This window comes from Limimaricola variabilis (genome assembly GCF_034371605.1).
Classification (GTDB): Bacteria; Pseudomonadota; Alphaproteobacteria; order Rhodobacterales; family Rhodobacteraceae; genus Limimaricola; species Limimaricola variabilis.
The window spans coordinates 476,308-490,160 of the sequence record NZ_CP139691.1 but is presented as its reverse complement, the minus strand read 5'-3'; the positions used below and the strand labels follow the sequence as shown (position 1 = coordinate 490,160).

Genomic DNA, 13,853 nt, shown 5'->3' with positions numbered 1-13,853 from the left:
TCGCATCGTGCAACGCGGGCCGCCCGAGCGAAGTCGCTGTCGTCGCCGCCTATCTGGCTGGCCCCAAAGCGAGGTATGTGACCGGGGTCAGTTGGCCCCTCGTGACCGGGGGCCCGTCAGGCAGCTGACACGAGAAGCGGTCGTCCGCTCAAGCGTGGTGAAAACTCACTTTCACCTGCGGAGATGACACCGCAGCTGACGGAAGCGGAATGTCGGGACGACAACACTGCTTGTGCGGCCGTGCCGTCCGTTAGTTTGGAGTTTCGAACGACTACCGGTAGAGTGACGCATCTGTGGAGGCGTTGACCATGCCGAAACTGCACCTCGCTCTTCTTGTGGCAGCTGCGCTCATCTTCGGAGGGCCGGTATCGTCGACCGCCCAGTCACTGTCTGACGCAACCAGCCGGGTCGTCGAAATCGAGGTGCCGGCTCCGGCACTGGCGGAGAACCTGCTCGGAACCTCCGAAATGCAGGATGCAGCGGTTTATCTGCCGCCGAGCTACGAGAGCGCGCCCGACCGCCGCTATCCCGTCATCTACCTGCTGCACGGCATCTTCGACGACTACGGGGTCTGGCTCGAGATCGAGGATGTGCCTGCGCGGCTGAACCGCCTGATGACGGCTAAGGCGATGCCGGAGGCGTTGGTGGTCATGCCCAATGCCGGCAACAAGTATGGCGGCGGCTATTACCGCAATTCACCGATCAGCGGGAACTGGGCGGACTACATTGCCGACGATCTCGTCGGTCATGTCGATGCGGAATTTCGCACGATGGCCAGCGCGGACAGCCGCGCGGTCGTCGGTCATTCGATGGGTGGCTACGGCGCCCTCAATCTGGCGATCAGCCGCCCCGGCACCTTCTCCGTTGTCTGGTCGATGAGCCCCTGCTGCCTGGCCGCGACCGATGATTTCGGCTTCGGCAATGACGCGTGGAAGCGCGCGGCGCGCGTCGACACGGCGGAGGATATCGAAAAGCTTCTGGCCGATCAGGATTTTTACGCCATTGCCTTGTTGGGCATCCTGTCGGCCTTCAGCGCGGAGGCCGGCGATCCGCCGGTCCATGGAGATTTTCCGTTCGACATCGTGCGCGGTGAGGTGGTGCTCGATGACGCGGCCTATGATCGGTATCTCGATTCCCTGCCGACCCGTCAGCTTCGCGCGGCGCGAGACGACTTGCGCGCCCTGCGGGGTCTCGGCCTCGACGTCGGTCTGGGCGATCAGTTCCTGCACATCCCGCCCGGGACGATCGAACTGTCGCAGCGCCTCGGAGCCGAGCGCATTCCCCATCTGCTGGACGTCCATGACGGCGACCACCGCCAGCAAGTCGGTGACCGTCTCGAGACCTTTGTCCTGCCGTGGGTCGGTGCGCGCCTGATGGTCGCGGAGTAGATCAATGGCCTGGGGCAGGCAGGGACTGTGGCCTCGATATTTCTCCGCAGCTGCCGGCCTCAGCCTCTTCTATTGGGTGTCACGCGTAGCCCTGAGCGGATCGTCCTGCCAGGCGTGGCGCAGATCCGCTCAGGGTCCGTTTACGAGCTCATGCCCTATCGCTCAGGTGGCCTGCCAAGTGCCGCCATCGAGCTGAAGGGTGTTCTCTTCGAGTATTCTCGACAACCTGGACCCACGTCGCTCGATGAACCGCTCCAGCAGGCGCGGGTAATCGCCGGCGACGGCCTGGGCGACAGACGGCCTTGCAGCCAGGGCCCGGCGCCACCTTCCGACCTTGGAAAGCTCTGCCAGAACTCCGAAATCGGCGATCCGGTCGAACGTGTCGAAATAGCGAAACACGGGACCGAACACGACGTCGACAAGGCTGAAACGGTCCCCCGAGAAATAAGGGCCTTCCCCCAGTTCGCCTTCGAGCCATTCGAATTTGCGGCGAAGACCGGCGGTCTTGGCAGCGAATGTTCGCTCGTCCGATGCGGAGTAAAAGCCCGCGATGTCGTTCAGCGTGGCCGATCCGAACTCCATCCACGCCCGATGCCGCGCGCGCTTGAGCGGGCTGCCCGGATGCAGCGGGTGGGGCTGCGTCTCTTCAAGATATTCGAGGATCACGACGGATTCGAAGATCGGCATGCCATGGGCCAGCAGGACCGGCGTCTTCCCGAGGGGCGAGATGGCAAGAAACCAGTCCGGCTTGTTGCCAAGGTCGATATTGCTGCGCTCGAAGTCGACGCCTTTTTCGGCGAGGGATATCACGGCCCGCTGCACGTATGGGCAGAGGTCGTGGCTGATGAGATGAAGGGTCATGATGGCTCCTCCCATACATAGACAAGCTCCTCCCCTTCGATGCGCGTGGGAAGGAACATGAGCCGCGCGTTTGCCGGGGACGGACCATCCATGTGCCGACCATCGGCCATGTCGAACCGGGCCCCATGCCAGGGGCAGACGAACGCCCCGTCCTGGCATTCGAGCGGACCGCCGAGGTGGAGACAGGTGTTGGCGGCGGCGCGGATGCGATCTCCGCGCCGCCAGACCTGAACCTCCCGCCCGAAGAACGGAAACACGCGCGCTTCGCCCTCTTCGGGAACGTCGGCGAGATTGCAGATCACATGTTTCATTGCATCGCCTCCCTCTTGCTCCATCCGACAATCGCACGGGGGGACAAGGAGCGGTTGAGCGCGAAGGCTCCGTCGCCGAGCAGGCCCTGCACGCCGGCCAGAAGCGCCAGATAGGCAGGATACTCCCAGCCGCCATTCTCATAGGCGAACATCCATCCATTGCCGGAATGCGCCCATGTCGCGCCGAGAAGGATCGGCACGGTCGCGAGGGCCACCCATCGGGTCTGGACGCCGAGAATGAGAAGAAGGCCCGAGACGACCTCCATGGCGAAGACCGCATAGGCAAGCCAGCCCGGCAGCCCGAGCGCCTGGAAGAACTGGGCGGTGCCCGGCAGCTTGAAGACGAACAGCTTCACGATGAGGCTGTGGGCCAGGAACATAATTCCGAGCGCCACGCGCAGAACGAAGGCGGCGAGTTCGGTGAGATATGTCTGTGACATGACGGTGTCCTCATTTAGATGCACCTGCATCTAAATTGCTCTCACTGGGTCCTCATGTCAATCTTGATGCAGATGCATCTACATGTCATACTGTAAATGTGAACACACCGGATCCCGTCGTTCAGGCTGCTTGGGTAGCTATCGTCTCCAAGAGTCGAACGCTCCTCGAAGCTGTCGAGGCGGCGCTGAAGCATGCCGGGCTGCCACAGCTGGCCTGGTATGATGCGCTGCTGGAGATCGAGAAGGCCGGTCCGGACGGCTTGCGCCCCTTCGAACTCAAGGAGCGTCTTCTGTTGCCACAATACGGCACGTCTCGCCTGCTGGACCGGATGGCCAAGGCGGAACTGATCGACCGGCGGGAGTGCGACGACGACGGGCGCGGACAGATCGTCTGCATCTCGGACAAGGGGCACGCCGTCAGGCAGGCGATGTGGCCCGTCTATGCGCAGGTGCTCTTCGAGAAGATCGAGGACAAGTTGTCGCCCCACGAGGCGGCGCAACTTGTCAGGCTGCTATCGAAGCTGTGAGAACGGTCAGCGCGGTGAGCTTGCTTATAATGCTTCCTCTTGCCTTGTGAACGTTGGTTCTCTCCCAAGCGAAAGATCAGCTGCGTGGGCTGCTGCCGGTCCCGTAAACAGCAATTTAAGGTAGCATTGCGCGGGCCTCGAACTCCATCGGGCTGATATAGCCCAGCTTCGAGTGGCGGCGCTTCGAGTTGTAGGAGCGCTCGATGTAATCGAAGACATCGCTGCGCGCGGCGTCCCGGGTGCGGTAGACCTTGCGGGCGGTGCGCTCGGTCTTCAACGAGGAGAGTGAGCCGCGAACGCCATCGGTTCGAGAGAGCGGCGAACGCTCTCCATCGCGGAATTGTCCCAGACATTGCCGGCCCGGCTTATCGAGCAGGTGATGCCGTGATCGGCCAGAAGCCTCTGGAACTGGTCGCTCGTATACTGGCTGCCCTGATCCGAATGATGCGAGCCCCGCATCCGCCTTGCCGCGCCGCCAGACGGCCATCATCAGCGCGTCCATGACGAGCGCGGCATCGCGCTCCGCCTTCATCGACCAGCCGACAGTGAGGCATGCGCCGCCACCGGTTCGAGGCCATGCCGAACACGAGAGAACAGGTCGAGGACGGCGGCGACGTAGAGCCAGCCCTCTACTGTCCAGACATAGGTGAAGTCGGCCAGCCACTTCTGGTTCGGTCCGTCCGCGCGGAAGTCTCGGCCGAGAAGGTTCTCGGCGATAACGGAACGCGCCCCTTGGTCCTTCGGCAAGCCGCGTCGACGGGGCCGTGCCCGCAGGCCATTGAGCTTCATCAGACGCTCGATCCGATGCAGACCGCAGGGCAGTCCTTCCTCGAGGACGTCCCGCCAGACGCGCCGGGCGCGCGTCGGGTCCGATCGCTGGCTTGAAAGCTCAGGCGCATGACCTCGCTCAGCTTCTCGTCATAGATGGACCGGGCACTGGCGGGCCGGTTCAACCAGGCATGAAAGCCTGAGCGGGAGACCCGCAAAGCGGCGCAGATCCAGCTCACGGGCCAGACATGCCGGTGCTTGGCGACGAAAGCGAACTTCATGTCGCATCCCGCGCGAAGAACGCGGTCGCCCTTTTTTTAAGATGTCACGCTCCGCCTTGAGACGGGCGACCTCCTTGCGCAAGGCCACGATCTCGGCATGCTCCGGGCTGACCCGCCCGTGGCCGGGGAATGCTCCAAGCGGAATGTCTCCCACCTCGCGCATCCATCGGCGCAGCACGCTTTCGGACAGCTCCAGATCCCGGCATGCCTGGACAACGGCGACACCGCGCTCCGTCACCAGCTTCACAGCCTCGAGCTTGAACTCGCGGCTGAACGTTCGTCTCTTCATATGAGGTCTCCAATCCCATTGTCACGATCTTATCGTCGTGCCCACGGGACCGGCAGCAGCCCACTCCTCGCCATTTCAAGAGCCTGCCCGCGCCAGCAGCTCCTTCATCATCGGCCCGGCCTTGCCACGCAACTTGCCGATTTCGGGCGTCGACTCGGGTTCGCCGACTTTGATCAGCCCGATCATGCCCATCGCCTCGTGCGGTTTGCACTTGTACGGATAGTAGCCTGGCGCGTCGAAGGTGACGGTGACCTCCTCGTCGCGCTTGCCCTTCCAGCCATCGAAACCTTCGGGCAGCATGTCGTCCACGGTCTCGGTGTTATGGGACTTCTCGGTAGCGAGAAAGGTAACACTGTCGCCGGGCGAGATCTCCAGATAGGCGGGGGCGAAAACCATCATATTGCCTTCGGCGTCGCGGCTGAGCATCTCGATTTCGTAGGTTTCGGCGATGGCGGGGGCGGCCAAGGTCATGGCCGCGACAAGGGTCGCGGTGAAGCGCATCGGTTCAGTCCTTTCGGGTGGGGGTCAGAGACAGACCTCGGAGCGGGTCAGGAAGCGCCGCCCGGTGCCGTTGTCGAGCGAGAACATGCCACCCACCCCGTCGATCGCATCGATGGTCAGGGCGGTGTGCTTCCAGCGCTCGTGCTGGTCGCGGTTCATGTAGAACGGTACGCCCCCGATCTCGCCCAGCAGCACGTCCTGTGGCCCGGTGACATACTCTGAGGCGACGAAGCACATCGGCGCGCTGCCGTCGCAGCAGCCACCCGACTGGTGGAACAGCAGTTCCGCGCCGTGGCGTGATTTGATCTCCTCGATCAGGTCCAGCGCGGCCGGGGTGGCGGTGACCATCGGGCGGGGCGTGTCGGCCATGGGCCTGTCTCCGGAAGGGGGATGGGGCCCGGACCGGCGCGGGAGTTCGCCGGTCCGGGCGGGGAGGCGCAGCCTCTTAGAAGAAGCCCAGCGCGTTCGGGTCGTAGGACACCAGCAGGTTCTTGGTCTGGCGGTAGTGATCCAGCATCATCTTGTGGTTCTCGCGCCCGATGCCGGACTGCTTGTAGCCGCCGAAGGCCGCATGGGCGGGATACTGGTGGTAGCAGTTGGTCCAGACCCGGCCGGCTTGGATCGCGCGGCCCATGCGGAAGGCGCGGGAGCCATCGCGGGTCCACACACCGGCGCCGAGGCCGTAGAGCGTGTCGTTGGCGATCTCAAGCGCCTCGGCCTCGTCCTTGAAGGTCGTGACCGACAGCACCGGGCCGAAGATCTCTTCTTGGAAGATCCGCATCTTGTTGTTGCCGCGGAAGACGGTGGGCTGGATGTAGTTGCCGTTCTCCAGCCCCGAGCCGAGGCTGGCGCAGTCGCCACCGATCAGCGCCTCGGCGCCCTCGTCGCGGCCGAGCTTGAGATAGGAGGTAATCTTCTCCATCTGCTCGGTCGAGGCCTGCGCGCCGATCATGGTGTTCATGTCGAGCGGGTTGCCTTGGGACACCTTGCCGACCCGCTCGATCGCACGGGCAATGAAGTCGTCGTAGATCGATTCCTGGATCAGCGCCCGGCTCGGGCAGGTGCAGACCTCGCCCTGGTTGAGCGCGAACATGGTGAAGCCTTCGAGGCACTTGTCGAAATAGGCGTCGTCGGCCTGCATCACGTCCTCGAAGAACACGTTGGGCGACTTGCCACCGAGTTCCAGCGTCACCGGGATCAGGTTCTGCGAGGCGTATTGCATGATCAGCCGGCCGGTCGTGGTCTCGCCGGTGAAGGCGATCTTGGCGATCCGGTTCGACTGCGCCAGCGGCTTGCCGGCCTCGAGGCCGAAGCCCTGCACGATGTTGAGCACGCCCGCGGGCAGCAGCTCGCCGATCAGCTCCATCAGCACCATGATCGAGGCCGGGGTTTGCTCGGCGGGCTTTAGGACGATGCAGTTGCCGGCGGCCAGCGCCGGAGCGATCTTCCAAGTCGCCATCAGCAACGGAAAGTTCCAAGGGATGATCTGGCCAACCACGCCCAGCGGCTCGTTGAAGTGATAGGCGAAGGTCTGGTGGTCAATCTCGGCGATCGAGCCCTCCTCGGCGCGGATGACGCCGGCGAAGTAGCGGAAATGGTCGATCGCCAGCGCGATGTCGGCGTTGACCGACTCGCGGATCGGCTTGCCGTTGTCGATGGTCTCGGCGGCGGCGAGCAGGTTGGTGTTGCGCTCGATCACGTCGGCGATGCGGTTGAGGATGTTCGAGCGATGCGCCAGCGAGGTCTTGCCCCAAGCTGGGAAGGCCGCATGAGCGGCGTCGAGCGCGGCCTCGACGTCGGAGGCGTCGGAGCGCGCGATCTCGCAGATCGTTTCGCCGGTGATCGGCGTCGGGTTCTCAAAATAGCGCCCTGAGCGCGGCTCGACGAATTCGCCGCCGATGTAGTTTCCGTAGCGCGCCTTGAACGGGAACGGCACGCCGAGATGGCTGGTGTCGAGCGCGGCGCTCACCGAACGGCTCTGACCGTCTTGCGTCTGGATGTTCATCTTGTCCTCCCTACAGGGACGCGGTCCCCGCCATGATGCGGGCGGCGTCGAGGGAAGGATGCCGAAATGGGCGGGGGCCGGAAATGCGGCCATCGTCGTAAGACCTTGGTCGCAGGGCGCGTGCGGGCGGGGGGCGTCAGGCGCCGGGGCTAGGGTCCAACACCGCACGCAGCGCCTCGGCGCCGACCGGCTTGGGCAGAATCGTCACCCCTGCCCGCCGTGCCGCCTCGCGCAGCTCAGGTGAGCGGTCGGCGGTGACCAGACGCACCGGCCGCACAACACCCTCTGGCAGCAGTTCGCGCAGCGCCGAGATGGTGTCGAGGCCGGTCAGCCCGCGGCCCAGCTGCTGATCGACCAGCAGTAAGTCCGGCTCCGCCCCGGTCTCCGCGATCAACGCCAGCGCCGCCTCGCCGCTGTCGACGTCGAGCACGGTGACGCCCCAGCGCTCCAGCAGGTGGCACATGGCGCGACGCAGTTCGGCGTCGTTCTCGACTAGGAGCGCCACCCGGTCGCCCGTCTCCTCTTGCGCGACGCTCGCCGGGGCCGGAGACTCGAGCCGGTCCTGCGCTTCGGTCACCGGCACGGTGACCGAGAACCGGGTGTAACGCCCCGGCTCGGAGGCGAGATCGAGCGGATGGCCGAGGATCGCGCAGGCGCGCTCGACGATTGCCAGCCCCAGCCCCATCCCCTCGGAGGCCGAGGCGCGGGCGTTGAGCCGCGCAAACTCGCGAAAGACGGTCTGGAAATCCTCCTCGGCGATGCCCGGCCCGGTATCCCAGACCTCGATCGCCACCGCACCGCCCCGGCGGCGCGTGCCGACCAGCACCCGGCCCGTCTCGGTGTAGCGCAGCGCGTTGCCGATCAAGTTTTGGAGCACCCGTTTCAGATAGGTCCGGTCACTGGTCACGGTGAGCGCGCAGGGCAGGATCCGCAGTCCGATCCCCTTAGCCTCGGCCTGCAACGCGAACTGGTCGCGCAGCTGGCCTAGCACCAGGTCGAGCGCCACTGGGCCCACGTCCATCGAAGCGTGGCCCAGCTCCAGCTTAGAGATGTCGAGAAGCGCGTGTAGGATCGCTTCGACGCTGTGCAGCGCGTCATGCGCCTTGCCCAACACCGCGCGGTTGGCCGGGTCGTCCTGCACCAGTGCCGACAGGAACAGGTTGGCCGCCGAGAGTGGCTGTAGCAGGTCATGGCTGGTCGCCGCGACGAAGCGCGAGCGGCTGGCGTTGGCGCGCTCGGCCCGCTCCAGCGCGTCCTCAAGCTCCAGCGTGCGCTCGCGCACCCGCTCCTCCAGCGCCTCGTTTGCCCGCGCCAGATTGTCGATTGCCCGGCGCTCGGCGGTGATGTCGGTAAACGAGATCACGAAGCCGCCATCGGGCAACTGCTGTGCCGACGCGTCGATGAAGCGGCGGTCCTCGCTGCGCATCGCGAAGCGCAGCGGCTGACGCGCCAGTGGCGTCTCGACCCAGGCCGATAGCCGCTCGCGGGTCATCTCGCCGTCGAAACCGAAATCGGCCTCGATCATCCGCCACAGCGCCGGAAAGGGAAGCCCGCGCCGCAGCCGCGGCATTGGCACCCCCATCAGCTGGCTCAGCCCATCGTTCCAGCCCGCCAGCCGGATGCGGCCATCGAAGATGCAGATGCCCTGCTTGATGTGGTCGAGCGTGGCCCGCGCCATCCGCGACTGGTCGTCGAGCATCCGCTCGCGGGCCTGCCGCTCGGCGCGGATCATGTCGGTCACGTCGGTCTGCAGGATCACCGTCCCGCCGCCGGGGGTGCGATGCTGGCTGATCTGCACCCAGTGGTCGCCCGAAAGCGAGATGTTGAAGATTGCGTGCCGGTCGTCGTGCCGCGCCAATCGCCGCGCGCGCCAGATCTCCGGCGTCTCGCCAGGCGGCAGCGACAGCGCTCGCGACCGGGCGACGCTGTCGATGTAGTCGGCAAAGCGCAACCCCGGCGCCAGCGTGTCGCGTATATCGTCCATGTGCATCCCGAAGCGCGAGTTGCACATCACCATGACCCCCTCGGGGTCGAACATGGCGAAGCCCTCCTGAACCGTCTCGATCGCGGTGGACAGGTCGCGCCGCGCCGCCTCGGTCTCGCGCATCGCCTGCGCCAGCCGGGCGTTGGAGCGGTTGAGCATCTCAAGCGTGGTCTCGAGCTCGGCGGTGCGCGCCTGCACCTGCTCCTCGAGCAGCGCGGCCCGTCGGAACTGGGCATAGGCCTCGTCCGAGCCCGAGCCGCCGCGCTCGACCTGGCGCACCAGCGCGTCGACGATCTGGATCAGCTTCTCGTTCTGGCGCTCGAGGCTGTCCTCGGGGTCGAGATAGGCATGCGACATCGGCGTGGTCACGATCCTGGTCTCGGTCACGGCAGGTGCAGCGCCACGCCAGTCATGGTCTGGTTCACGTGCAGCCCGTTCATCTGCTCGCCATAGGTCGAGAAGCCGACGATATGGTGCTTGCGCAGCACCGCACTCATCTTGCCGCCGAGCTGCTTTTCGGTCGCCTCGAGCCGGCGCAGGATGCAGTCGAAGGCGAGGATCGACGCCGGCGGCCCCTCGGCGCGGGCCATCGCCTCGAAGGCGGTGTCGAGATGCGCGGCGATGTCGCGCGGCTCGGCCAGCGACAGCACCATGCCCTCGTCGATCGCGGCGTAGAACACCAGCTCGCCGGCCTCGGTGACGCGTTGGATCGCCCTTACGTGATGGCGCCCGCCGATCCGCACCACCAGCGGATGCGCCGCGAAGGTGAAGGCCGAAAGCTGCGCCCGGTCGAGCCCGAGCACCCGCGCGTATTCGCGCGCCGCGGGCTCACCGTTCAAGCGCCGCACCACGCGGGCCTCCGGGTCGGCCTCGGTGACGATCATCCGCTCCTCGGTCGGGTCGAAATGGTCGAGGTTGAACACCGAGGCCCGGCAGGCGGTCCGCACGAAGGCCAGCACCGCCGCGTTGGCGTGCCACCTGCCGTCGATCAGGATGCGGGTCTGGCCGAAGGCCTCGCCATCGCCGGCCGAGCCGCCGAATAGCGGCATCCGGCCGATCCCGGCCGAAAGCGCGGCGGCGAGCGCGTCCTCGCGCCGCGACAGCCCGTCGACCAGCAGCATCGCGAAGTCCGACGACCAGTCCGGCCGCCGCCCCTCGACTCGCTGCCGCGCCTCGGCCATGTCGCGCAGCATCGCCCGGTCGCCGATCCGGTCGAGATCGGGGATCGGCATGACCTCGACCTCGAACAGCTCGGCCGGCAGGCCGACGCCGACGATCTCGTCCTCGGCATAGCCCGCGCCGGTGATCTCGCCGGCGGTGGTGCAGCCGATCACCGCCCGCGCGCCGGGCCAGGCCGCCGCGGCGGCGGCCAGCGCCTCCATCGGCGCGCGCGGCGCGGCGAAGATCAGCACGAGGGCGAAGGGGCCGGGGCCCAGCGCGCGCATCAGCGCGGCGGCCGGCTCCGGCTCGAAGACCGAGACATTGGCGGTGCGCAGCACCGCCTTCGCCCCGGATCGCGCCTCCTCCTGCGCGTCGGCGACAGCCTGCATCACGATCTCCTCCCCGCGGCGAGGCTATCGTCCCGGCGGCTGCTCGGGCAACATGTTTCCGAAGCTCGCCTCCTTGGCCAGCAGCACCGCCTGGGTGCGGGTCTGGACGCCGAGCTTGCGCATGATCGAGGTGACATGCGCCTTCACGGTGGTTTCGGCGATCGACAGGTCGTAGGCGATCTGCTTGTTCATCGCGCCGCAGCAGATCTTGTGCAGGATCGTCGCCTGCTGCGGGGTCAGCTGCGCCAGCCGGTCGATCGCCTCCTCGGTGCCGCGGCCGGGGGCGTCGGGCAGGTCCATGCCGTCGGGCAGGTAGAGCCCGCCCGCCGCGATCACCCGGAAGGCGGTCAGGAACACCTCGCGCGCGCTGTGCTTGGGCACGAAACCGCGTGCCCCGGCGCGCACCGCCGCCGAGACCACCTGCCGGTCGGCGAGCGACGACACCACCACGATCGGCGCCGACCCGGCGAGCCGGCGCAGCCGCACCAGCCCGTCGAGGCCGGACACGTCGGGCAGGTGCAGATCGAGCAGGACCACGTCCCAGACCTCGCCCGCCCCCAGCCGGTCGAGCGCCGCCTGCAGCCGGTCGGCGGTGTCGATCTGCGCGATGCCCACGAAGTGCCTCAGCGTCAGCCCCAGCGCGTCGCAGAACAGCGGGTGGTCGTCGATCACCAGCGCCCGCCCGAAGACCCCGTTCTCCTGCTGCGTCCCGGCCATGATCGCACCCCGTGCCTTGCGTCCCTGTCCAGACTACCAGCGTCCGCCCGGCCGCCCCATAGGCCAAAAGTCCCATGCCGCGGGCCCCGCGACCAAGGTCGGATTCCCGCGCCCCCATGCGCGCGCCTAGCCTTCCGCCATGTCTTGCCACCGCGCCCTGCTTCTCGCCGCGCTCGTCGCGTGCCTGCCGTTCACCCTGGCGCGGGCCGAAGCGCCCGCGCGGGAGGAGATCGAGGCGCTGATCGTGCCGCCCTACGCGCTGGGCGAAGAACTGGGCGAGGGGGTCTGGCGGCTTTCGAACTCGGGCGGCGCGGCGGCGGGCTACGCCTTCCGCACCGAACCGTTGGCACCGCTGCCGGGGTTTTCCGGCGCACCAATCGACATGCTAGTGACGCTCGACCTCTCGGGCGGCTTCATCGACGCGAAGCTCCTGTCGCACAACGAGCCGATCTTCGTCTCCGGTCTGGGCGAGGCGCCGTTCCGGGCGTTTCTCGAGCAGTATCGCGGGCTGTCGATCGACGACAACATGGTGGTCGGCACGCCCTACGGGGCGGGCGAGACGGGCTCGGCGCTGGTACATCTCGACGGGGTGAGCAAGGCCACGGCCAGCGTGCGCATCGCGCATGAGACCATCCTCGCCGCCGCACTCAAGGTCGCGCGTGAGCGTATGCGCGGCATCAAAGCCGCGCCGCCTGCCCGGCCCGACATGTCACATGACGAGCTGCTCGACTGGGAGGTGCTGGTGGCGCAGGGGCTCGTGGCCCGCCTATCCGTCACCAACGCCGAACTGGATGCCCGCTTCGAAGGCACGATCTGGGCCGACGACGACCCGCAGGCCCGCGACGACCCCGACGCGGCCTTCCTCGATCTGTGGCTGGTCGATCTCGGCCCGCCCGCCATCGCCCGCGCGGCGCTTGCGCCCGGCGCCCTCGACGAACTCGACCGGCTGCGCGCCATCGCCCCGCATGACGAGCCCCTGCTGCTGATCGAGGCCGGGCGGCACGGTCTGGTCGGGCCGGACTTCGTGCGCAACACCGCCCCCGAACTGGTCTCGGCCCGACAGGGCGGTCTGCCGGTCGCGCTGCGCGACGCCGACATCTTCGTCGAGACCGCGCCCGGCGCGCCGGAGGGCACGGCGATGATCCTGCGCGCCGACCGGCGGCTGGGCTTCGACCCGGCGGCGGAATGGGTGCTGGACGTGCGCGCCACCCGCGAACACGGCATGCTGATGCCCGAGATCGGCGCCACCGTGTTCGAACTGCCGCACGTCACGCCCGAGCGGTTCTTCGAGCGACCCGAAGTCGTCACCCCGCAGACGCCGGCCATGGCGGCGCTGGCGGCGCGGGCCGGGGATCTCGGGATGCTGGCGGTGTTCCTCGCCGCGCTCCTCGCGGCCCTCGGGCCGGGTCTGCGCCGCGCCGCCGCGCCGGGAACGCTGACGCCGCTGCGGCTCGGGGCGCTGGCGGTGACCACGGGTTTCGTGGGCTGGTGGGGACAGGGGCAGCTGTCGGTGGTCACGGTGCTGGGCGCGATCCGAACCGCGATCGAGGGGCGCAGCTTCGCCTTCCTGCTCTACGATCCGTTCGGCCTCGCGGTCTGGGGGGCGGCGGTCATCGGCTTCGTGCTGTGGGGCCGGGCGCTGTTCTGCGGCTGGCTGTGCCCCTTCGGCGCGCTGCAGGAGTTCACACATCACGCGGGCCGGTTGCTGCGCATGCCGCAGATCCGGCCCTCGGCGGCCTGGGACGCGCGGCTCAAGCTCCTTAAATACGTGGCGCTGGCCGGTCTGGTGCTGATCGCCATCCTCGCGCCCGAGCATGTCGACACCGCCGCCGAGATCGAACCGTTCAAGACCGCAATCACCACCTTCTTCGTCCGGGAGTGGTACTATGTCGCCTATGCCGCTTTCTGGTTGGCTCTCGGCATGGTGCTGTTCAAGGGGTTCTGCCGCTATCTCTGCCCGCTGGGCGCGGTGATCGCGATCGGCGGGCTCCTGCGGGGGCGCGACTGGATCGCCCGGCGCGCGGCCTGCGGCTCGCCCTGCCAGCTCTGCCGGGTCAAATGCGCCTATGGCGCCATCGAGAAGACCGGTGGGATCGACTATTCCGAGTGCTTCGGCTGCCTCGACTGCGTGTCGATCCATGACGACCCGGCGCGCTGCGTGCCGCTGGTGCTCGATGCCCGTCGCCCCGGCCGCCCCCCGCCCCGTCCCGTCGCCGCCGAATGAGAGCCGC

12 protein-coding genes and 1 pseudogene are annotated in these 13,853 nt (G+C 67.2%); 3 read left to right on the top strand and 10 right to left on the bottom strand.

The genetic code is table 11. The features are described from left to right. Positions 1-308 precede the first annotated feature (308 nt). Positions 309-1,388 carry an alpha/beta hydrolase gene (locus T8T21_RS02425; protein WP_322336663.1) on the top strand — a complete coding sequence of 360 codons (1,080 nt, stop codon included), beginning with the start codon at positions 309-311 and terminating at the stop codon, positions 1,386-1,388. Positions 1,389-1,550: 162 nt separating this feature from the next. Here T8T21_RS02425 and T8T21_RS02420 read toward each other — a convergent pair whose 3' ends face one another. Genes T8T21_RS02420 through T8T21_RS02410 form a run of 3 tightly spaced genes read right to left on the bottom strand, consistent with a single transcriptional unit; the run spans position 1,551 to position 3,000 of the window. After that, positions 1,551-2,249: a glutathione S-transferase family protein gene (locus T8T21_RS02420; protein WP_322336662.1), complete on the bottom strand. Its 699-nt coding sequence runs from the start codon at positions 2,247-2,249 to the stop codon at positions 1,551-1,553. Then, complete coding sequence (locus T8T21_RS02415; protein ID WP_322336661.1) at positions 2,246-2,560, bottom strand: Rieske (2Fe-2S) protein; 315 nt, start codon at positions 2,558-2,560, stop codon at positions 2,246-2,248. The genes T8T21_RS02420 and T8T21_RS02415 overlap by 4 nt, the downstream gene beginning before the upstream one ends. After that, positions 2,557-3,000, bottom strand: coding sequence for a DoxX family protein (locus tag T8T21_RS02410; protein ID WP_322336660.1), 444 nt, complete (start codon positions 2,998-3,000; stop codon positions 2,557-2,559). Before T8T21_RS02410 ends, T8T21_RS02415 begins: the two co-directional genes overlap by 4 nt. Positions 3,001-3,098: 98 nt before the next feature. On the opposite strand from T8T21_RS02410, the gene T8T21_RS02405 reads away from it, so the two are divergent. After that, on the top strand, positions 3,099-3,527 hold the full coding sequence (locus tag T8T21_RS02405) for a MarR family winged helix-turn-helix transcriptional regulator (protein ID WP_322336659.1): 429 nt from the start codon (positions 3,099-3,101) through the stop codon (positions 3,525-3,527). Between the two features lie 115 nt (positions 3,528-3,642). On the opposite strand, the pseudogene T8T21_RS02400 reads toward T8T21_RS02405, so the two are convergent. From T8T21_RS02400 to T8T21_RS02370, 7 genes and pseudogenes are all read right to left on the bottom strand, one after another. After that, positions 3,643-4,865 (bottom strand): annotated as a pseudogene (locus tag T8T21_RS02400) (IS3 family transposase). Between the two features lie 75 nt (positions 4,866-4,940). Next, positions 4,941-5,366 carry a pseudoazurin gene (locus T8T21_RS02395; protein WP_322336658.1) on the bottom strand — a complete coding sequence of 142 codons (426 nt, stop codon included), beginning with the start codon at positions 5,364-5,366 and terminating at the stop codon, positions 4,941-4,943. Positions 5,367-5,390: 24 nt separating this feature from the next. Continuing rightward, positions 5,391-5,735, bottom strand: a complete 345-nt coding sequence (locus T8T21_RS02390) for a DUF779 domain-containing protein (protein ID WP_322336657.1) — start codon at positions 5,733-5,735, stop codon at positions 5,391-5,393. 76 nt (positions 5,736-5,811) lie between these two features. Then, entirely contained in the window at positions 5,812-7,371 is a 1,560-nt protein-coding gene (gene adh / locus T8T21_RS02385) for an aldehyde dehydrogenase (RefSeq protein WP_322336656.1), read from the bottom strand. 136 nt (positions 7,372-7,507) lie between these two features. Then, on the bottom strand, positions 7,508-9,712 hold the full coding sequence (locus tag T8T21_RS02380) for a hybrid sensor histidine kinase/response regulator (protein WP_407660127.1): 2,205 nt from the start codon (positions 9,710-9,712) through the stop codon (positions 7,508-7,510). A 26-nt stretch (positions 9,713-9,738) separates the two neighbouring features. Beyond that, on the bottom strand, positions 9,739-10,905 hold the full coding sequence (locus tag T8T21_RS02375) for an FIST N-terminal domain-containing protein (RefSeq protein ID WP_322336654.1): 1,167 nt from the start codon (positions 10,903-10,905) through the stop codon (positions 9,739-9,741). Between the two features lie 24 nt (positions 10,906-10,929). Further along, positions 10,930-11,622 (bottom strand): response regulator transcription factor, encoded by a 693-nt coding sequence (locus T8T21_RS02370; RefSeq protein WP_322336653.1) that lies wholly within the window; start codon positions 11,620-11,622, stop codon positions 10,930-10,932. A gap of 139 nt (positions 11,623-11,761) precedes the next feature. On the opposite strand from T8T21_RS02370, the gene T8T21_RS02365 reads away from it, so the two are divergent. After that, complete coding sequence (locus tag T8T21_RS02365) at positions 11,762-13,846, top strand: 4Fe-4S binding protein (protein WP_322336652.1); 2,085 nt, start codon at positions 11,762-11,764, stop codon at positions 13,844-13,846. Positions 13,847-13,853 lie beyond the last annotated feature (7 nt).

What these genes read in the sequence shown, in the direction of transcription:
- T8T21_RS02415 (WP_322336661.1), bottom strand. Translation starts at nt 2,560, where the DNA reads ATGAAACATGTGATCTGCAATCTCGCCGACGTTCCCGAAGAGGGCGAA.
- T8T21_RS02375 (WP_322336654.1), bottom strand. Translation starts at nt 10,905, where the DNA reads ATGCAGGCTGTCGCCGACGCGCAGGAGGAGGCGCGATCCGGGGCGAAG.
- T8T21_RS02390 (WP_322336657.1), bottom strand. Translation starts at nt 5,735, where the DNA reads ATGGCCGACACGCCCCGCCCGATGGTCACCGCCACCCCGGCCGCGCTG.
- T8T21_RS02395 (WP_322336658.1), bottom strand. Translation starts at nt 5,366, where the DNA reads ATGCGCTTCACCGCGACCCTTGTCGCGGCCATGACCTTGGCCGCCCCC.
- T8T21_RS02365 (WP_322336652.1), top strand. Translation starts at nt 11,762, where the DNA reads ATGTCTTGCCACCGCGCCCTGCTTCTCGCCGCGCTCGTCGCGTGCCTG.
- T8T21_RS02425 (WP_322336663.1), top strand. Translation starts at nt 309, where the DNA reads ATGCCGAAACTGCACCTCGCTCTTCTTGTGGCAGCTGCGCTCATCTTC.
- T8T21_RS02420 (WP_322336662.1), bottom strand. Translation starts at nt 2,249, where the DNA reads ATGACCCTTCATCTCATCAGCCACGACCTCTGCCCATACGTGCAGCGG.
- T8T21_RS02380 (WP_407660127.1), bottom strand. Translation starts at nt 9,712, where the DNA reads ATGTCGCATGCCTATCTCGACCCCGAGGACAGCCTCGAGCGCCAGAAC.
- T8T21_RS02410 (WP_322336660.1), bottom strand. Translation starts at nt 3,000, where the DNA reads ATGTCACAGACATATCTCACCGAACTCGCCGCCTTCGTTCTGCGCGTG.
- T8T21_RS02370 (WP_322336653.1), bottom strand. Translation starts at nt 11,622, where the DNA reads ATGGCCGGGACGCAGCAGGAGAACGGGGTCTTCGGGCGGGCGCTGGTG.
- adh (WP_322336656.1), bottom strand. Translation starts at nt 7,371, where the DNA reads ATGAACATCCAGACGCAAGACGGTCAGAGCCGTTCGGTGAGCGCCGCG.